The organism is Fastidiosipila sanguinis, from assembly GCF_002998295.1.
Classification (GTDB): Bacteria; Bacillota; Clostridia; order Saccharofermentanales; family Fastidiosipilaceae; genus Fastidiosipila; species Fastidiosipila sanguinis.
Genome location: NZ_CP027226.1, coordinates 543,534 through 563,503, shown reverse-complemented (window position 1 = coordinate 563,503; position 19,970 = coordinate 543,534). Strand labels below are relative to the sequence as shown.

Genomic DNA, 19,970 nt, shown 5'->3' with positions numbered 1-19,970 from the left:
ATTATTACCTTCTTACTAGACCTCTTAAAATACTGATTTACCATCATTTAGTCGTTTTGTTAAAAAGTTTGCTGTTACAAGTAAAATTAATGACACTATAGATACTGCTAAACCGACTGCTGTTGAGTATGAGAAATTACCTTCTGCAATACCTATTCTATAAACATAAGAATTTATAACTTCAGCTGTTTTTCTATTTTGTGTGTTCATAAGAACCAATGTCTGATCTAGGTTTGATCCCAATAAGCCACTTATAGTCATAATTAAATTCAGAGAAATTATGTATTTGATAGATGGGATAGTTATGTACCTTATTTGTTGTAGAATACTTGCTCCATCAATTTTCGCTGCTTCATAAAAGGTTGGATCAATACCAGTCATTGCAGCTATATATAGAACAGTGTTCCAGCCTGCTTCTTTCCAAACATCAGACATAACTGCTATCATCCAATAGTTATCTTTATCTAGTAAATAGTTCTTTGGTTCATCTAATAAATTAAGTCTAGCTAAGAGTTGATTAAATATACCTGATACTGAGAACCAGCTAATGACCATACCACCTAAAACAATCCAAGATAAAAAGTGAGGTAAATAAGTAATAGTTTGAACTGATCTCTTAAATCTATTTTCGCCCATTAATTGCATCATAATTGCAAGGATAATCGGAAATGGAAATCCTATTAATAATTTTAAGAAACTAATACCTAGAGTATTTCTAACAGCTTGCCAGAAATATCTATCACTAAATGCATTTTTAAAGTTGTCTAATCCAGCCCAATCTGCAGTTTTTATTGTATCTAAAACTCCATAATCCATAAAAGCTATTACTAATCCTGCTATAGGTATATAAGAAAATATTAATAAAAATATTATTCCTGGAACAACCATACTTTGAAGTGCAATTTGCTTTTTAAATAATTTTAATTTACTCTTCATAACTCCTACCTCTTTATCCTTTTCACTGACTGGCCTTCTAAAAAGTCCGGTTCAATCATTATGCTTTTATAACCTGATTTATTTTCTAATGTATCAATTAAAGTCTCTGCCAATATTTGACCTGCTTCATATATAGGTTGTCTAATAGTTGTTATAATCGGATTACTTAAATAGTTATGCCCTAAACCGTCAAAACCTATTACAGAAATATTTCTCGGTACTTTGTATCCATTTGCTCTAAGTGCATTAATTAATCCAACTGCTATAGTGTCAGTTGAACAAAATACTGCAGTTATACCTTCATCCATTAATTCCTTAATATTACTAAATGAGATTTCTCCACCTTTTGAAGTATTTTCAACTGCTATAACGTAATCTTCAGAAAAAGGAATATTATTTTCTTCTAGAGCTTCTTTATAACCTGTCATCCTATCTGTTACATAATCTTTTTCTTCATCAACAATAACAATTGCTATTTTCCTATGTCCTGCTTCAACAAGTTTATTGATCGCTAGTTTCGCGCCTGCTTTGTTGTCAACATCTACACAGTTAATTTTGTCGTAATCAACGTGCCCGAACAAAGAAAATGGTTTCTTATTTTGCTTTACAAATTTCATCAATTCATTGGTTTGTTTGTTATCTATACCAGTAACAATATATCCATCACAAAATTGATGCTCTCTAAAATCTTCAACAACAATAAAAGGATAATGCTTTTCACTTAAAACTGAACTTACACCAGAAATAAAATACATAGAGAACGGATTAGATAAACTAATACCTGTTCCATTACTGACACATATAACTCCATTTCTACCTTTAACTAAGTTTTTGGCAGCAATATTGGATACATATCCCAATTCTTTTATAGCTTCCTCGACTTTAATTCTTGTCGATTCTTTTACGGAGGATGGATTATTAATGACTCTAGATACAGTCATTGGTGTAACTCCTGATAATTTTGCTACTTCTTTTAAGCTTGACATAATCCCTTCCCTTCAAAATGTTATCGCTAACATTTATATGTTCATATTACACCTATTTTTTGAAAATGTTTAGCCTTTTTTATAAATTTTGTTACGTAAAGCTATCAATCATATCAAATTCGTTATATTTGCACATATCCAAGGCTTCTTATTTATGCACATTGACAAGAAAAAAGTTCCTTTATAATTCATTCAATGCTATTTATCATTTGATATAATATAAATTAATAATGTTTAGGAGACACTATGGAACGAGAGTTAGATGAGCGAGAAAAATCTTTTGCGATACTTGAAGAATACCTTGCTTATATGGAGGCGATACAAGGTCGTTCAAAATTAACAGTAAGAGAATATAGATACGACTTACGACTTTTTTTTAGATTCATAAAAAAACAAAAATCTGCAACTTATAAAGATTTAGAAATTGAAGAAATTCCTTTAAGTGATATTGATCAAAGTTTCTTACAAAGCATTATCCTATCAGATTTCTATGCCTTTTTAGCTTGGCTGTCTAGAGACAGAGATGCTTCTGCTGCTAATCGAGCCCGAAAAGTAAGTAGTTTAAAAGGATTTTTTGAGTACATTCATAAAAAGAGAAAGTACATTGATCAAGATCCAAGTGCTGATTTAGAGTCTCCAAAAATTCCTAAAAAGCAACCGGTATACTTAACTCTTGAGCAAAGTAAGGACCTTCTTAAACAAGTTAATCCTGATACTGATGCTTTTGCAGAACGTAATTATTGCATACTAACTCTATTCCTTAATTGTGGCCTTCGTTTATCTGAGCTGGTAAATATTGATATTGACGATATATCTGATCATACATTGAAAGTTACAGGTAAAGGAAATAAAGAAAGAACCATATACCTTAACCAAGCTTGTCGTGATGCACTAAAACAATATCTAGCAGTCAGACCTACCAACACTAAAGAAAGAAATGCCTTATTCATAAGTCGTCAAGGTAATCGTTTGGCTAAGACTAGTGTTCAGAGAATGATTAATAAATACATGGACGAGGCAGGTATTGATACCAAAAAATATTCAACACATAAACTTCGTCATACCGCAGCTACTCTTCTCTATCAATATGGTGAAGTTGATATCAGAATGTTGCAACAAATTCTGGGCCATGAATCAGTAGCAACCACTGAAATATATACACACTTAGACGACAGGCAATTACAAAGTGCAGCTGAAAAAAATCCACTTTCTGGTGAAAGTATGGAGAATAATGAAGATGATTAATCTTATGTAGTCAGTCAGTTATCATAAATAAAAAATCCACATTTTATATATGTGGATTTTTAGCTTTCAATGTATAAATTAAGTAAAATCTTAATCCATTCCCAGCATATGTTTTAGGGCATTTATTCTTTCCATCGGATCTATAAAATAGTAGACTATCAATAAAGTAACAGCTAATAAAATCCAGAAGATTCTATTTGCCCATTTAATATAGTTTTGCTTATTTTTTCTAACCTGTTTTGCGTATTCTTTATTTGCAAAACCTTTAAGTCTATATATCTTGTTTGGACCTTTTCTTTTAAATCTATTGAAGAAAGGTATATCTTTTTTAGCACTATTCAAAATAGTTATTTTAGCTAAATTCTTAATTACAGGTTCATTATCTGCTTCTCTATCCCTGTAAGTAATCTCAATATCTTTAGTAGCGAATTTATTATCACTCTTCTCTTGATAATATTTTTTTATTTCAGCACTAGATATTGATTTCGTCCTACTATCCACATTATTACTTCTAGAAATATTTGCTTCAGATCTTCTTGGTGTAAAATCAGAAGATTTGTTATTTTGTCTAGTTTTGACATCAACAAGGTTTATTTTTTGAGTAGCATCTTGTTTATTTCTATTAATTGGTTTTACTTTTTCTTCTTCACCAAAATTAAAAACTGAAGTACCATCTAAATTATTATTTTTTCTTATTTTATCTTTATCTACATTTGCATTGCTTGAATTCACATTAGGATAAATGGAACTCTTCTCATTTTGTGTATCTGATGATGAGCTTTTAGATACAGGTTTTTCAGGTCTTTTAAATTGACCTAACTCTCTATCTCTTTCTTTATTATTATTAAAATTTGAGTTTTTGTTATTTTGCTCTGTCATAAATCACTTCACCAGATAAAATCAAATCTTTCTATTAATTATGTATTTAGCTTATAAATTACTACAATTATATCATTAAATCTGCATTATTTTAAACATATTCTATTCAATATAACTACCTGACAAAAGCATCCCGCTAAAACGAACGTTTGTTTTTATTTTGATATTATGCTATTATTTTCTTAAATAATAAAAGTGAGGTTAAATCAATGAGTAAGCGTGAATGCAAAAAAAGCAATAATAAAAGAGCGATATTAGGCTATCTCACCAAGTACATTAACGACCATGGATACTCACCAAGTGTTAGAGAAATCGCTGTCGCTGTTGGTCTCAGATCTACTTCCACTGTTCATAAATATTTAAATGAGTTACAGGAAGATGGTTATATCATCTATGCAGATGGTAAAAGACGTGCCATCTCTATAAATCCAGAGTACGATACCTCAGTTAGTCATACTGAAAATGAAAGTTATGACATAAATTCCACTCTACCAAACACGCAAAATCAAGATGATAATAAATCAGTTAACAAAGCAAAAGAATACACAAACTCTTATTCTTCCGAATACAACTCACAATTTGATAGTACCTTTGCCCTACCTCTTATTGGTGTTGTAACTGCAGGTAACCCAATCTTAGCTCAAGAGAATATTGAATACCAAGTTCAATTAGATGATAAGCTTTTCCCTCAAACTAAGGATAAAAGTTTCATGCTCAGAGTTCGTGGGGACTCAATGATTAATATTGGAATCAATGATGGAGATCTAATTATAGTTACTCCTCAAAACTCTGCAGAATTAAATGAAATAGTAGTCGCACTCATTGGAGAAGAAGCTACAGTTAAGCGTTTCGCATACTTAAATTCAGAGCCTTATCTTTTCCCAGAAAATGATAATTTCGATCCAATTCCTTTCAATAGAGAAGATTGTTCAATAATAGGAAAAGTTGTTGGACTTATTAGAACTAGAGTATAGGCTATAATATTTAAATATCTAGTATATATCTGGCAGCTATGCATTGTAGCTGCCTTTCTTTTTATATTAATCTACTCCACTATTTTAGTTATACTTAGCTTCTCTTTCTGCTATAAAAGCAAATCTGGAGTTAGGCTCATATAAATCACTTAGATTTGATTTTAAATTCTCACTTGGACGTATGCTCATAATCCCTGATTTAAACACTAAATACTGCTGTTGACCATCCCAAACTAGCACACACCAGTTATCATAAGCTGCAATGTAACCTTTCCTAACAGACTCATTTTTCATAAATATCTCAACTTCTACCCCACCTTGAATAGCTGCTTCAAAAAAAGCATCTTGCAAAGATATTTTGTTGTTGATTTTATATCTATCTCTAAAATTTTCTCGATTATATTTATACCTGTAATCTCTATCCATTTTTCAACTCCTTAGATTGTTGTGTAACCATATAATAAAATTACATTTAATATTTTCCAAATGGATATATGCACAATTTAAAAAATAAAATAAATTCACATAAGCAAGATATTATAAAAGTTCTACTAACTAATACCTATATCATTTAAAACTAATTCGATATTATTTGTTGCCATAGGATCAAGATAGTTAATCCAATTTTTATGACGAAACCATGTAAGTTGTCTCTTGGCATAGCGTCTAGAATATTTTTTTAAATCAGTAATAGCTTCATCTAGGCTCATTTCACCGGCAAAATACGGGAAAAACTCCTTATAACCAATGGCTTGCAAAGACGTACTATCAGCCGGTAAATTAGCTTCATAAAGCATCTTTGCTTCATCTATAATTCCTTCTTCAAGCATTATATCTACACGTTTGTTAATTCTTTCATAGAGAACATCTCTCTCCCAGTCAAACATATAAACCTTAAATTCATAATCAAGGTCTAGGCTCTCAGCTTGCTCATCCCAATCACTTTGTTTTTCTCCTGTCGTATAAGCTATTTCCAAAGCCCTTATAATTCTACGCTTATTATTTGGATGTAAACCATTTGCCTTAGCAGGATCAACCTTTCTCAAGTCAGCTAATAGAGCTTCACTACCCTCTACTTCCATGCGTTTTTCAAGAGCTTCTCTTAATTCGCTGTCATTACTTCTAGGTTTAAATTTAGTAGCTTCAGCTAAAGAAGTTATGTACTGAGGAGTTCCTCCACATATTATGGGAAACCTCCCTGCAGCTAAAACTTTATCAATATTCTCAAGAGCTAGTTTTTGGAAAGACTCCACTGTAAACTTTTCATCCAATTCTAAAATATCCAACATTAGATGCTCAACTTCTACTCTATCTTTTTGACTAGCTTTAGCTGTTCCAACATTTAAATGCTTATAGACTTGCATGGAATCAGCAGAAATTATTACTGAATTTCCAATTCTCTTGGCTAAATCCATTGCAAAACTGCTTTTTCCAGAAGCTGTCGGTCCAGTTATTATTGGAATTATTGCTTTAGACAAAATTTGCCTCCCACCTTAAACTACACTACTCTCTTAAATAGCTTTTCGAGTTCGTATTTACTTATTTCTAATACTATAGGTCTACCATGTGGACAATGGTATGGATTATCTAGACCTAAGAGTAACGACCTCAATTCCTCAACTTCTCTAGGGTCTAAGACGTCATGAGCTTTTACAGCTGCCTTACAAGAAGCAGTGGCTATAATATGGTAAATAAGTTCTCTATCACCATTTACTTGATCTATACCATTTTCTAATACATCATCTAATAAGTATCTGAGGGATTTTTCGGGATCCACCATTTCAGGTCCAATAGGGATTGCTCTAATCAAGATTTCTGCTGGACCAAAGATATCCAATTCAAAACCATACTGATTAAAGAAATCTGGATTTTCTTGTATAAAAATCTCTTCTTGAGGATTTAGCTTAACGTGCACAGGCTCTAATAAGTATTGAGTGTTAATTCTATGATTTTCAGCATAATCTTTTAAGTTTTTTTCGAAAAGAATTTTTTCATGAGCTGCATGTTGATCTATAACTATTACTTTTCCATTAATTTCAAAAAGTAAATATGTTTTGAATAATTCACCTGCGAATCTAGCTTGTTTTAACTCTTTTCTTCTAATTTCATCGTCGCTCAAACCATTATTATCGTCAAAGTCTATTTGTTCTAAGGCTTTATCAGATTTATCATGCTGTGATTCAGTATAAGCTTCGCTTGTATTTTTAATGTTCTCATATTTTTTCAGGCTTTCAGAAATACTTAAATTAAGTTCATCAGTATCTGTTCCTACATGTTTATTCTCTTCTGAGCGATTTCTGTTATTGGAGTTAGGTCTACCTAATCCTGCGAAATCAAAATAAATTCTATTTGAATTATCTGTTTCAGAAAAAATATTTTTCTTTACTTCTTCAGTTGAAATTGACTGATTTTCATTATTTTCGCTTGAGTTAAAAGTAAAATCATTATCTTGTTTATCTGTCTCTTTAACTTCACTTGAACTAGACTCATCAGCTTTATTAAATAAGTTTGCATCCTCGTCATCCAAGCCTATTGTTGCAGGTCTAAGGGCTGTAAATAATGAGTTTTGAACAGTATGATAAACGGCTCGATAAATTTCACTATCATTCCAAAATCTTACTTCAAGTTTTCTTGGGTGAACATTAACATCAACCAAATTACCTGGTATTTGTAAATTTATAACACAAGCAGGATATTTTTGAGTCATTAATGTTGATTTGTAGGCATCTTCAGTTGCTTTAGTTAATATTGGAGATTTAATGCATCTACCATTAACAAAAAAATATTCCCATCTTCTGGATTTTCTGCTTATTTCCGGTAAACCAATATATCCACTAATTTTCACTGAATCTGATGGTTTCCCATCCAGTATCTCTGTCATACCTTTCGCCATTTGAGCACCAAAAACAGCATAAATTACACTTAGTACTTTATTATCTCCTGGAGTATGCAAAACTTCTTTTCCAGAGTTATCAAAGTAAAATGATATACCTGGATTCCCTAGAGCTAATTCCTGAATAACTTCTGTTATTTTACCTGCTTCTCCTTGGTCTGTTTTTAAAAATTTAAATCTAGCTGGAGTATTATAAAATAAATCCTTTACTTCAATATTGGTTCCTTGTTTACAATGAGCTGATCTTTTTGAAATAATATTTCCACCTTCAATAATAAGTTCTGTACCAACTTCATCTATTTCACGACGAGTTTCAATTTTAACTTTTGAAACTGCTGCTATAGTTGGTAAAGCTTCCCCTCTAAACCCCAAAGTTGATAAATAATCCAAGTCTTGAATTTCAATAATTTTACTGGTGGCATGATCTTTAAAAGCTAACTCAACATCCTCTGCACTCATGCCTTTACCATTATCTATTACCTTGATAGAATTTTTACCACCATTTTTAATAAAGACAGAGATCCTGCTTGCACCTGCATCTAAAGAGTTTTCCAATAATTCTTTTACTACAGAACTAGGGCCCTCTACAACTTCTCCAGCCGCAATACTTTGACTTGTTAATTTATCTAAAATTCTTATTTCATTCATCTTAAAATTTACTCCGCTTACCTCATTACCTCATATTAACTTACATCTTCTTAGCTTCTTCAGACAGTTTATATAATGTTTGCAATGCTTCCATAGGTGTCATATTCTGCACATCAAGATTATTTAAACTTTCCATAATCTCATTATTTCTCTGCATCTCTACAGAAGAACTAAATATGTCTATTTGTCCATTTATTTCATTGGTTCTCCTGCTTCTTGAAGTATTTTTATTAGCTGAATTTCTCTCCAAATTATAAAGAATTTCATAAGCTCTATTTACAACTGTCTTTGGTAAGCCTGCTAACTTTGCGACCTCAACACCATAACTTTGATCTGTCGGACCTCTCTCAATATGATGCAAAAATTCTATCTCACTATCTTTGTCAGCTTTTTTGACTGCTACATGATAATTTTTAATATTTGGTATAGATTTCTCTAAATCTGTTAGCTCATGGTAGTGTGTAGCAAATAAAGTCCTTGCACCTAATAGTCTTGCATTTGAGACTCTTTCCAAAACTGCCCACGCAATTGCTAAACCATCATAAGTACTAGTTCCCCTACCAATCTCATCAAGAATAAGTAAACTCCTTGAGCTAGCATTGTTTAAAATATATGAAACTTCATTCATCTCTACCATAAAAGTTGATTGTCCCGAGCTTAAATCGTCTGAAGCACCAATTCTTGTAAATATCTGATCCGTAATTCCAATCTCAGCACTTTCAGCTGGAACAAAGCTACCTATTTGAGCCATTATATTTATTAGAGCTATTTGACGCATATATGTGGATTTACCTGACATGTTAGGTCCTGTCAGAAGAACTACCTCAGAATCTTTTTCTAAGTTAGCGTCATTTGGAACGAACTCAGCCTTTGGCAAAACTTTTTCTACCACGGGATGTCTGGATGCCTTTAACTTAATAACTGGGTCTCTTGATATTACTGGACGAACATAATTATTTCTTTCTGCTATTTCTGCAAAACTTACGATAACATCTAACTTTGCAATAGACTCAGCATTTTTCTTAATACTTTCCAAGTGTTGTGCTAAATATGACCTTAGTTCAACAAAAACTTCATATTCTCTTGTCTGTAAACGTTGCTTTGCTCCCAGGATCTTATCTTCGATATCTTTTAGTTCTGGAATTATATATCTCTCTGAATTAGCTAATGTTTGCTTTCTTTGGTAATATTCTGGAACCAAGGATAAATTAGATTTTGTTACTTCGATGAAATAACCAAAAACTCTGTTATATCCTACTTTTAAATTCTTTATGCCATAAGTATCTTTTTCTTTTTGCTCTAATTTTAGAATCCATTCACTACCGTGCTCATCAATTTCCCTATTCTCATCAACAATATCATCAAATCCTGTCTTAATAATATTGCCATCCTGAATAGTTATCGGTAAAGTCTCCATTAAAGCATTATCTAGAACATTTACGACTTCTTCTAAAGGATTAATACTATCAATGATTTGTCTTAATGAATTACTTTCAATTTGTTCTGCCAATTTCTTAAGCGCTGGAATTTTTGAAAGCGTTTGTCCTAAAGCTTGCATTTCTCTAGGATTTATTTGGTTCATGCTCAATTTACCTGCTAATCTAGCTAAGTCATGCATTCCATTCAAAACTTCCTTAATTTCTTGTCTAAGAATAAATGAGTCTTTAACCAACTCTACAGCATCTAAGCGCTCATTAATTATATTAGGATCTAATAACGGTTGCTCTAACCATTTCCTAAGCATTCTACTTCCCATAGCGGTTTCTGTTTTATCCAAAACCCAAAGCAAAGAACCCTTCTTCTTGCGATCTCTTAAAGTTTCAGTAATTTCTAAGCTGGATCTAGCGCTTGCACCCATTTCCATAAACTCTTGGATCTGGTAGATTTCTAGTTTTCCAATATGATCAGGTATAGATTTCTGAGTATCAACAATATAACTTAATAGACCTTGAGCAGCTTTATCTAAGATAGAATTCACCTTACTTTCTTCAGGTAAAAACTTATCATAATTGTCCTCTGTAAAATATTTAGAATCTATCACAGAAAAATAAAAATTCTCACTCTGAAGAACTTTCGCTAGCTCTGAATCCATAAATTCCGAATCTACAATAATCTCAGCTGGAGCAACTCTGTGCACTTCGTTATAAAGTTTTATTTCACTATCACCATATATAATCTCAGTTCCATTAAACTCTCCACTAGTAAGATCAATGTTGGCAATAGCAAAAGCAGTACCTAATTTGAAGATAGCTGATAAATAATTATTTTTACTCTCATCAATATTATGTATATCTGTAACAGTACCGGGAGTTATAATCTTTACGATTTCTCTCTTAACAATACCTTTAGCTAAGGCTGGATCCTCCATTTGTTCGCAAATAGCTATTTTATAGTTTTTTTCAATTAGTTTATCAATATAACTATCAACAGAGTGGTACGGTACTCCAGCCATTGGAGCTTTCTCCGACAAACCACAATCTCTAGAGGTTAAAGTTAATTCTAATTCTTTAGACATTAAAACAGCATCATCAAAAAAAAGCTCGTAAAAATCTCCAAGACGAAACAGCAAAATACAGTCAGGCCTTGCTAATTTATTACTTACGTATTGCTGCATCATTGGACTTAATTTATCAATATCATTTGCAATGTCATTAAAACTTAACGCCATTAAATACTCCTAGTTAAAAATAATTATTAAGTTTAATCAATTAATCTAAATACCGTCTAATTCTTCTATATTTTCGGTGCTTGTATCAGTCTGAGAAATACTACTTTCCAATTGCTCTTGTTCCAATTTCTCTTGCTCTAAACGCTCTTTTTCCTGTCTTTCTTTTTCTAATCTCTCTTGTTCTTTAATTCTTTTCTCTTCAGCATCTTGAATCAACCTTACAAGATCAGACATTACAAAATATCCACCACCGATATTAACAGGTTTGTTTTCAATCACAAAAGTCTTATAAATCTTCTGTAAATCTGTTTCTTCATCCCATAGAATTACTGGTTCATTCATGGCCTGTTTTCCAAATACTTCGAATAAAGTAGTATCTCTTGCCTCAGGCAAAGAAAACAATCTAAAGCTATTATTTATATCTTTAATATCGCTACCGTTCTCACTCGCTTCCATAACTCCAGTACCTAATATTGGAGATTGAAAAACAAATAATTCAGGTCTTAATGTTCCAGGATTTTTTACCTTAATAACATTATCAGAATCAGTAATTTCATCAGTTAAAAGATCAAAAATTATATTTTCATTATCACTATTTCTCTTAACTTCATCATCTAATTCCTCGATGTCTTCATCTGTTGCAAAATAATGCCAGGCTTTAAAACAGGCTTTTACAAGTCTTTCCAAGTTTAAACTATTCATATCTGGAACATATATGTTCAGTGCAATAGAATCTTTTGAATATTTTAAATCCCAAAAACTTTTATCAAAAATTCTAGGTACTCTATCAACAATACCCAAAGAGTTAAAACTATTAGCAACTAAGTCATTATCACTAGTAGAATAAAGCACCGTTTGCCACATATTCTCTGCTGGCAGCTCGATAACGTTTCCTACAACTTGAGAATTCTGATCTAGAATTTTGTCTTTTTCATCAGCATTAACCTGATCTGAATTATCAGAAGTTAAATCCGAAATATCTTCTAGATCATCTGTAGAAATTTCAGACACCTTCTTTTTATCTAAAAGAACTTGCTTCTCCCTGCTCTTAGCTTTAATCTCTAGCTCTGTCTCTTTATCAATTCTCACATTCTCTTCAGTATATATCTGGTTTGCCTCTGCAAGCATTAACAATTCTCCAGATCTACTATTTCTATAAATTTCACCAGGTAAATTTGTTTTGCTTATATCAAAAGCAATTCCGTCAAAAACATGCAATGATGATTTAGCTAATCTAGGCAAATAGATGATAGCCGTTGTACCGTAAACACCATTTTGCTCGTAATATTCATCTAGTAAAGTTCCAATTATTGCGAAAACATCTAGTATGTAATACTCAGACAAACCTAATTGTTTATAAATTTGCAAGGATTTATCAATACCACTAATAAAACTTAATAAGACAAATAAACCTTGATAGTCATCTAGAGCATTTTCCGGGATCAAATTATGTAATAATTCTTCATTCTCATCTAAAATTTCAGTATCAAACATTAGATATCTAATAAAGCAGGACCAGTCATAGAGCTCATCACTTTGAAGAATACGACTACCTGCTCTAACAAAAACATTAAGTTTATTTTGATCCAAATCTAGCCATTTATTATATCGTCTATACCAGGTTAAGAGATATCTTTCTCTATTATCGGGGTTCGATTTATACTTATCTATAGCAGCAATAAAATAGGTCTCCCAAGAACGTGGCAAAACCTGTGGATCTATTCCTAGATTTATCATTGTTTCTTTAAAATTCGTCATAATTACTCTCTTACTTTTGTCTTTAATTAGATGCTTTATAATATCTCAACGTCCACATCCACCATGTAGATCTTTTAAATATGCATATAACTGTTTTTAACTCTAATAAATATTATAAAACATTATTATTCAATAATTAAAATATAAGTTTATATTGATATTATTTTAACAGAAGGGTGAGAAACGTCTACTGTCACAGAAAGTGTTGGGAAAATCTACCTCTACCAGAAATGTTAGAAACCTCTACCACCACCGCCAACATTTCTGCCACCACCACTCACACTTGAGCCACCAGAATAACTATTACTTCTACTACTATTAGAAATGTTACCTCTTGGCAATGGTCTGTATACTCTATAACTTTGACGATTACTAATAATATCTTCAAATTCAGAGTACTCTGCTATTGAATTTTTCGCATAGTTAAACATAGGTTTATTCTCAAATTTATCATAATCTTTCACTACTTTTCCGAAGTACATAATAGCTGAGCCACTACTAAAAATTAATGCTATAAATAAAGGAGTAATAATGTCATAGTTCTTAACTTGAGCTATCGAATTGTCCTTACTATATCCATCGCCTAGCTGTAACCTTGAATCTACTTTATTTAAGGCTGCATTAAAAGCAGAAAAATAATCACCTGAACTAACCCCATCAAACATTGAATCCAATAATTTATCCACATCATCTTCATCAAAGATATGTAAAGCTTCACCAAAGGTACCAAAATGATAGTTTCTATTATCCATATCAATTATGATAAAAAAACCATCTAAAACTTTACCAGTATTCTCAGGGTCATTTATTTCCTCATACCTGTCTATACCGTATGTAGCTGTTGTTTTACCTTGACTATCATCAATGGTAAAAATATCTACATACCATACTTTATTGTTATCATCTAGAATCTGTTTAACTCTATTTTTAATGTTTAATTCTTCGTCGGAACTTAGAAGATCAGCCTTATCCTCGACCTCTATACTAGAATTGTCCAGCGCAAATAATTCGTTTCTACCAATAAGAATGCACAATAAAACTAACACTAAAATGCTTAGTTTGGTAATTTTGGCTTTAAAAGAATTAGTAAAACTCATATCACACTAGCTCCTTTAAAAATTGAAAATCAAAAATGCAATAATAGCTATTATTATAAAAACTATTAGTCCTATACCTAATGAATCAAGAAGTAGCTTCTTCTTAACCAGTGGTAGTTCTCCTGAAGACTTTCCTGTAGAGCCATTTACTGCATAGACATAAATCTTATCTTCATACTTATATGTCAGCACCCATACTGGTACCATTACATAGGTTCGTAATTGCTGAGTGATATCAAAATCCTTTTTTATACTCTCAATTTGTCCGGTGAATCCAAAGGATCTATTTAATAACTCATTAGCATAATTATCAGTATAACGCTGTAATTCTACTTCAGCTTTATCACCTGAAACTGTAAAACCTTCAGCTAAATAGCCGGACAGTAAAGGCATTGAAAACTTCTGTATATCACTCTCATCATATGGTTCAATACCATTTAGTAGATTAACATCAATTTTATCGCTACCTACTATATTGACATCATTTAAATAAAACTTACCTTTTCTAATGTGTTTATAATCAGTGACTTCAGTCTCAATAAAATCACCTATTCTCCAGGATCTTACACTTCTAGAGCTTCCAATGAAATCAACGTCAATATCTGAATCCAAATACCAATATGGCATATACACACCTGTCATATTCTCGAGGTAAGCTTTTGTAGTAAATTCTTTTGGTATATATCTTTTATTTTTGGCCCAATCTAAGAATTTTGCTTGGGCATTTTCTTTTCCAATGCTAAATGGAATAATTTCATCAGGTCTCTTTTCACCTAATAATCTATCTGAGAACACAACCGGACTATGACAATAATAACAGTAAGAGCTTAGATTTGTGTCAGTGCTAATTACATCTGCACCACAGTTTTCACAATGGTATGCTTGCACAACTTCTGCCTCAAGTTCTTCTTTATCAAGCTTAATATCTTTTTTCTTTTCTAAACGTCTATCTATATCGGCTTGTTTCTTTCTTGTGGCAATATCCATTTCTTCAATAGTAAATTTAGACAAGCAAAAATCGCAGATATACATTTGTTCATCTGCATTAAAAACTATATGTGCCCCACAATTAGGGCACTTATAGTTTGTTCCAGCAATTGTTTCTACAAACTCACTGCTGTTTTTTTCATCAAAATCTACATTGCTCTCAAAGTTCTTTTCAAAATCCACTCTGTAATATTCTTCTCCATTTATTTAACAAAACTAAATATCAGTTTCATAGATCTCTAATTGGATTATTTCAACTTTCCACCACAATTAGGACAGAAGTTTGGATTTGGCTTAGGTAAATTCTTGCCGCAATTAGGGCAGAAATTCAAATCGAATTGTCCATCTGAATTTTCTGTAATTTCTTGCTCTATATCCTGAGTATTTACTGCAGTATTATTACTTTGTTTTGCTTGCTCTGCAGCTTGTTGAGCCTCTAATTGAGCTCTATTAAACTCACTGGCGCTGTTAGTAAATCCACCTGCACTATTCAAACCTATTCCCATTCCTAAGAAAGCTTGGCCAGCTCCACCTTCGTTAGAACCTGCAGCTTCCATACCTCTAGCAATAGAACCTTGTACATAAGCTTCTCTAATTGTAGGATCACCCAACATAGCACCTTGATTTCGCATGTTGATAAGTTCTTGTGACTCTTCACTGTAGCTAATTCCATTAATTCCAACAGCTTTTACTTCGAAACCACGATTTTCTTCCCAAGTTTTATCCAAGGCATCACTCATGTAGTCTGCTAGCTCTTGTGTTCTACTTGTTAAGTGTGAAATTCTAAATCCATCAGCTGACATTTTATTAATAGAGGTTGATAAGGCTGTCATAAATTCAGATGAGAATTGCTCACCTAATTCATCAACATCTTGTCTTTGCCTAGATTTATCAGCAACTTCAACATAGAATAAAATTGGATCAACTACCTTAATAGAGTAGTTACCAAAACATCTTACAAATAATTCAGAATTATAGAAATTATCAAAATATTGAATAGGATTCTTAGTTCCGAATTTAATGTCTCTCAGTTCTTGCAAGTTAATAAATACAGCTTCTTGTTTATGTGGAGTGGTTCCTCCATATTTGAACCTATCCCAAGTATCTTTCAATGAATCTCCAAATTGACCATTGAACAAGGATGGTGAGGAAGAATTATCTACTCTATATGCTCCAGGTTCTGCTGTATAGTCAATAATTTTCCCATTTTCAACCAACATCATCATCTGATTTGGATAAACATGGATCATTGAACCATTAGAGATTACACCCTCAGTACCTCTAGTGTTACTGCTTCTTCTATCGCCAGCTCTAACAGCTACACCTTTAGCCATTATAGTTCTATCTGTCATGTTATCAGCTTCAATAGCTTCTAACCACTGATCACCAAATGCGCCACCAATAGCGCCACTTATTGCTTTAATTAAACCCATATTGCCCTCCTCAGATTTAATTTTATCTACTTAATTGTTTTCCTTAATGCTTAATTATATTTTGATTAATTAACATATTTTTACTTTATTATAATTTTAACCAAGAATCCATTAACTCGACCCAACTAGAAATTCTTGGTATTACTTGCCCTGGAAATACCGCAGTATTTTCTTTTGCTAGACTTAATCCATGACCACCGTGTCCGAAGAAATGCAATTCAAGTGGAACATTAAATTCTCTCATTTTCTGTGCATACTTCAATACACCATCAGCAGGAACTACATCATCTGTATAAGTCATCCAAATAAAAGTATCTTTACATTTATCACTTACTTCTAGAATTGGATCTTGTAAAAACAATTTTGCTGCGGCTTGTCCCTCTTCATCTAGCTTCTCTAAGTCTGTTAAATATAACTGATTTGCAACTTCACTAAAACCAATAGCTGGATATGCCAATACTACTTTATTAATCAAGTTGTTTAAACGATTGTTGCATGTTGCAGCTAAATGTCCTCCTGCAGAAAAACCAATAACATTAAGTTTATCCATATCTATAAACTTTTCTTTTGCAAAGGTAGAAATAAATTCAATAGTAGTTCTTACTTCCTCAACTAACTGGTCTATAGAAATGTTTATATCTTCTTTTATATTCGTATAATGAAGGACAGCAGCATGCATATTATTACTATTCGCTGCAATTGCAATTGGTTGTGCTTCACGATATGAAGTGTATCTATATCCCCCACCCGGAAGAACCAAGAGAATTGGCAAGCTATCTTTCTGACTATTGTCGTCATATATTGTGTCAAGCAAATATAATTCTACATAAGCATTTTCATTAATTGACTCTCGTACAAACATCGAAATCCTCCATCGTTTTTGTTATTTACATTATAACCTATATTGTTTAATTAGTGAGTTTAGACAAGTAAAAATACCATTAAATTTTTCTCCAAATACGAACTTTTACCGAACATTTTAGGCATAAGCTCTTGAATAGTTCGTCTTTTGTGGTATATTAGAATTATAAATTCAATTGAAACACTTGTGTTTTAGGAAAGGAACAAATTATGTCATTACGTGATTTTATTTACGGTTTGCCAAAAGCCGAATTGCATTTACACCTTGAGGGTACATTAGAGCCAGAGCTAAAACTCGAATTAGCTAAGAAAAACAATGTAGAAATTGGTATGTCTACGGTAGAAGAAATCAAATCTACATATCAATTTAATGACTTACCTTCATTCTTGGATGTTTATTACTCAGGAATGTCAGTTTTACAAACAGAAGATGATTTTTATCAATTAGCAGATCAATACTTGGCTAAAGCTAAAACTGAAGGTGTCAAACATGTTGAAATGTTCTTTGACCCACAAGCACACACTTCTCGTGGAGTAAGCTTTGATGACGTAATTAACGGTTATTACAGAGCATCTCAAGAGTCTGAAGAAAGACATGGTATTACAAGTTCTCTTATTCTATGCTTCTTAAGAGATTTAAGTGAAGAATCAGCTTTAGAGCACTTTGAATTAGCTATGAATCACCGTGAAAAGATTATTGGTTTCGGTTTAGACTCAGATGAACACGATAACCCACCAACCAAATTTGAAAGAGTATTTGCTAAAGCAAAAGCTGAAGGTTTCAAAATAACAATGCACTGTGACATTGATCAAAAAGATTCAATCCAACATATTAATGACGTAATTCATGTAATCAATGTTGATAGAATTGACCACGGTACTAACATTGTTGAATCACCAGAATTAGTAGACTACGTAATTGAAAACAACATCGGTCTCACCTCATGTCCAATTTCAAACGGCTTTATTAATGAAGTTACTGAAATGAAGTCTAAAGAGATTAAGTATCTATTAGATAAAGGCGTTAAAATCATGATCAACTCAGACGACCCTGCTTACTTCGGTGGTTATGTAGCTGAAAACATGTGTGCTTTAGCAGATAAATATGACTTCTCCAAGGAAGACATCATTAAATTAGCAAAGAACTCATTTGAAATTTCCTGGATTAGCCCAGAAGAAAAAGCAGCTTACATTAAGTCAATTGATGAGTACGTAGCAAATAACTAGTTTATTAGTTATATTAATTAACAATTTAATATGATAAAGAAAGAGTAAATAGCTTTAGTTATTTACTCTTTTTGTTATACTAGAGCACATGAGTAAAGATTTTCACGATTTTAAACAATTATACGATTTGGAACCCTACCGTAAGACTGCTGAGGTAGATGTAATTTATGTTGAGGAATTATCAGAAAAAGATCCTCAGAGTGGTGCACGCTTTAAAGTTTTAACAAGCGAGACTGTATTTTATCCAGAAGGCGGAGGCCAACCTGGAGATACTGGTGTATTTGTCGATTTAAAAAACAATAAAACATACAAAGTTTTGGATACCAGATATGACTTTAAAGCAAGTGATACCGAAGAAGAAAACCCACTAATTTTCCACTTCCTAGCAGAAGAAATTTCTAGCGATATTCCTATTCGCCAAGAAATTGATTGGGAACGTCGTTTCACCCACTCTCAACAACATAGCACAGAGCATATTTTAGCTGGTTTAGTTCATAACAAGTACGGATATATGAACGTAGGTTTCCATTTGGGCAAAGAATACACAACCATAGATTTTGACGGTCCACTAAGCTATAAAGAAATGCAAGAAATTGTTGATCAAGCGAATAATATAGTTTGGCAGAATAATCCTATAGATATTAAGGTTTACACCGCTGATGAAGCAAAAAACATGGACTATCGCGCTAAGATAGAGCTTAATAACTTGGTGCGTTTAATTGATATCCCTAATGTAGATGTTTGTGCTTGTTGTGGTACTCACGTAAAAGCTACTGGAGATATTGGTCTAATTATCTGTACCAATGTAGAAAAATACCGTAACGGTGTAAGAATCACTTTTCTAGCTGGTACTAGAGCTTACAAATATGTACGTGAGCAACAAGAAATATCTAATGCACTTGTACAACGCTTGAATATGCCTTATCTTGATTTAGAGGAAGGTGTTTTACGTCTAGAGAATAAAGTATCCGAGTTAGAGACCTTAATAGAGGATACTGCTAAATCACTCTGGGACAAAGCTCTAAACCAGAGTGAGCAAAACAGTATTATTATCATTACTGAAAATATATTCTCCAGTAAATTCTTAAAGCTACTGTTCAAAAATATGGAAAGCAATTCTTCTATATTGGCTTTAATAGAGAATCAAGGCAATATTAATTTTTTTCTACACGAAACAGATGACATCTATTCTTCAAATGAATCCTGGTACAAACATTTAAAAGAAGAATATAATGCTCGTGGCGGAGGGAATGCTCAAATGACGCAAGGACAAATTCAATATAATAATGTTGAAGCACCTTTAGAAAATTTTGTATCACAATTAGCAGAAGATTTATCCGCAAATATTATTATCTTATAAAAATAGCCTCTTTATGGG

The 19,970-nt window shown here is 32.3% G+C and carries 16 protein-coding genes; 4 read left to right on the top strand and 12 right to left on the bottom strand.

The annotated features are described in order from the left end of the window. Nucleotides 1–24: 24 nt before the first annotated feature. Both C5Q98_RS02330 and C5Q98_RS02325 read right to left on the bottom strand, forming a co-directional pair. Complete coding sequence (locus C5Q98_RS02330; protein ID WP_106012124.1) at nucleotides 25–936, bottom strand: ABC transporter permease; 912 nt, start codon at nucleotides 934–936, stop codon at nucleotides 25–27. 5 nt (nucleotides 937–941) lie between these two features. Continuing rightward, entirely contained in the window at nucleotides 942–1,922 is a 981-nt protein-coding gene (locus C5Q98_RS02325; protein ID WP_106012123.1) for a LacI family DNA-binding transcriptional regulator, read from the bottom strand. 246 nt (nucleotides 1,923–2,168) lie between these two features. Here C5Q98_RS02325 and C5Q98_RS02320 point away from each other — a divergent pair, with 246 nt between their 5' ends. Continuing rightward, nucleotides 2,169–3,167, top strand: coding sequence for a tyrosine recombinase XerC (locus tag C5Q98_RS02320; RefSeq protein ID WP_106012122.1), 999 nt, complete (start codon nucleotides 2,169–2,171; stop codon nucleotides 3,165–3,167). 90 nt (nucleotides 3,168–3,257) lie between these two features. Here the strand turns inward: C5Q98_RS02320 and C5Q98_RS02315 are convergent, their stop codons facing one another. Further along, nucleotides 3,258–4,046, bottom strand: coding sequence for a hypothetical protein (locus tag C5Q98_RS02315; protein ID WP_106012121.1), 789 nt, complete (start codon nucleotides 4,044–4,046; stop codon nucleotides 3,258–3,260). Between the two features lie 209 nt (nucleotides 4,047–4,255). On the opposite strand from C5Q98_RS02315, the gene lexA reads away from it, so the two are divergent. Beyond that, the gene (gene lexA, locus C5Q98_RS02310; protein WP_106012120.1) at nucleotides 4,256–5,020 is read left to right on the top strand and encodes a transcriptional repressor LexA; all 765 of its coding nucleotides are present in this window, start codon (nucleotides 4,256–4,258) and stop codon (nucleotides 5,018–5,020) included. An 84-nt stretch (nucleotides 5,021–5,104) separates the two neighbouring features. Here the strand turns inward: lexA and C5Q98_RS02305 are convergent, their stop codons facing one another. From C5Q98_RS02305 to C5Q98_RS02265, 9 genes are all read right to left on the bottom strand, one after another. Then, nucleotides 5,105–5,446 (bottom strand): RNA chaperone Hfq, encoded by a 342-nt coding sequence (locus tag C5Q98_RS02305; protein ID WP_106012119.1) that lies wholly within the window; start codon nucleotides 5,444–5,446, stop codon nucleotides 5,105–5,107. Between the two features lie 125 nt (nucleotides 5,447–5,571). Next, on the bottom strand, nucleotides 5,572–6,498 hold the full coding sequence (gene miaA / locus C5Q98_RS02300) for a tRNA (adenosine(37)-N6)-dimethylallyltransferase MiaA (RefSeq protein ID WP_158695681.1): 927 nt from the start codon (nucleotides 6,496–6,498) through the stop codon (nucleotides 5,572–5,574). A 20-nt stretch (nucleotides 6,499–6,518) separates the two neighbouring features. Next, nucleotides 6,519–8,561 carry a DNA mismatch repair endonuclease MutL gene (mutL, locus tag C5Q98_RS02295; RefSeq protein WP_106012117.1) on the bottom strand — a complete coding sequence of 681 codons (2,043 nt, stop codon included), beginning with the start codon at nucleotides 8,559–8,561 and terminating at the stop codon, nucleotides 6,519–6,521. Between the two features lie 40 nt (nucleotides 8,562–8,601). Beyond that, nucleotides 8,602–11,196, bottom strand: coding sequence for a DNA mismatch repair protein MutS (gene mutS, locus C5Q98_RS02290; protein WP_106013060.1), 2,595 nt, complete (start codon nucleotides 11,194–11,196; stop codon nucleotides 8,602–8,604). 78 nt (nucleotides 11,197–11,274) lie between these two features. Further along, entirely contained in the window at nucleotides 11,275–12,987 is a 1,713-nt protein-coding gene (locus tag C5Q98_RS07740) for a hypothetical protein (RefSeq protein WP_205728459.1), read from the bottom strand. A 233-nt stretch (nucleotides 12,988–13,220) separates the two neighbouring features. Next, a complete protein-coding gene (locus C5Q98_RS02280) occupies nucleotides 13,221–14,084 on the bottom strand; it encodes a TPM domain-containing protein (RefSeq protein ID WP_106012116.1) in 864 nt (287 codons plus the stop codon). Between the two features lie 15 nt (nucleotides 14,085–14,099). Then, nucleotides 14,100–15,254, bottom strand: coding sequence for a TFIIB-type zinc ribbon-containing protein (locus C5Q98_RS02275; protein WP_106012115.1), 1,155 nt, complete (start codon nucleotides 15,252–15,254; stop codon nucleotides 14,100–14,102). Between the two features lie 65 nt (nucleotides 15,255–15,319). After that, the gene (locus tag C5Q98_RS02270; RefSeq protein ID WP_106012114.1) at nucleotides 15,320–16,504 is read right to left on the bottom strand and encodes an SPFH domain-containing protein; all 1,185 of its coding nucleotides are present in this window, start codon (nucleotides 16,502–16,504) and stop codon (nucleotides 15,320–15,322) included. 88 nt (nucleotides 16,505–16,592) lie between these two features. Continuing rightward, nucleotides 16,593–17,366 (bottom strand): alpha/beta hydrolase, encoded by a 774-nt coding sequence (locus C5Q98_RS02265; RefSeq protein WP_106012113.1) that lies wholly within the window; start codon nucleotides 17,364–17,366, stop codon nucleotides 16,593–16,595. Nucleotides 17,367–17,575: 209 nt separating this feature from the next. Between C5Q98_RS02265 and C5Q98_RS02260 the strand changes: the two genes are divergently transcribed. Beyond that, nucleotides 17,576–18,592 carry an adenosine deaminase gene (locus C5Q98_RS02260; RefSeq protein WP_106012112.1) on the top strand — a complete coding sequence of 339 codons (1,017 nt, stop codon included), beginning with the start codon at nucleotides 17,576–17,578 and terminating at the stop codon, nucleotides 18,590–18,592. 88 nt (nucleotides 18,593–18,680) lie between these two features. After that, nucleotides 18,681–19,952, top strand: a complete 1,272-nt coding sequence (locus C5Q98_RS02255; protein WP_106012111.1) for an alanyl-tRNA editing protein — start codon at nucleotides 18,681–18,683, stop codon at nucleotides 19,950–19,952. Nucleotides 19,953–19,970: the final 18 nt, after the last annotated feature.

Excerpts from the sequence above, each read along its gene's own strand:
- C5Q98_RS02330 (WP_106012124.1), bottom strand. The coding sequence starts at position 936 with ATGAAGAGTAAATTAAAATTATTTAAAAAGCAAATTGCACTTCAAAGT.
- C5Q98_RS02325 (WP_106012123.1), bottom strand. The coding sequence starts at position 1,922 with ATGTCAAGCTTAAAAGAAGTAGCAAAATTATCAGGAGTTACACCAATG.
- C5Q98_RS02320 (WP_106012122.1), top strand. The coding sequence starts at position 2,169 with ATGGAACGAGAGTTAGATGAGCGAGAAAAATCTTTTGCGATACTTGAA.
- C5Q98_RS02315 (WP_106012121.1), bottom strand. The coding sequence starts at position 4,046 with ATGACAGAGCAAAATAACAAAAACTCAAATTTTAATAATAATAAAGAA.
- lexA (WP_106012120.1), top strand. The coding sequence starts at position 4,256 with ATGAGTAAGCGTGAATGCAAAAAAAGCAATAATAAAAGAGCGATATTA.
- C5Q98_RS02305 (WP_106012119.1), bottom strand. The coding sequence starts at position 5,446 with ATGGATAGAGATTACAGGTATAAATATAATCGAGAAAATTTTAGAGAT.
- mutL (WP_106012117.1), bottom strand. The coding sequence starts at position 8,561 with ATGAATGAAATAAGAATTTTAGATAAATTAACAAGTCAAAGTATTGCG.
- C5Q98_RS07740 (WP_205728459.1), bottom strand. The coding sequence starts at position 12,987 with ATGACGAATTTTAAAGAAACAATGATAAATCTAGGAATAGATCCACAG.
- C5Q98_RS02280 (WP_106012116.1), bottom strand. The coding sequence starts at position 14,084 with ATGAGTTTTACTAATTCTTTTAAAGCCAAAATTACCAAACTAAGCATT.
- C5Q98_RS02270 (WP_106012114.1), bottom strand. The coding sequence starts at position 16,504 with ATGGGTTTAATTAAAGCAATAAGTGGCGCTATTGGTGGCGCATTTGGT.
- C5Q98_RS02265 (WP_106012113.1), bottom strand. The coding sequence starts at position 17,366 with ATGTTTGTACGAGAGTCAATTAATGAAAATGCTTATGTAGAATTATAT.
- C5Q98_RS02260 (WP_106012112.1), top strand. The coding sequence starts at position 17,576 with ATGTCATTACGTGATTTTATTTACGGTTTGCCAAAAGCCGAATTGCAT.
- C5Q98_RS02255 (WP_106012111.1), top strand. The coding sequence starts at position 18,681 with ATGAGTAAAGATTTTCACGATTTTAAACAATTATACGATTTGGAACCC.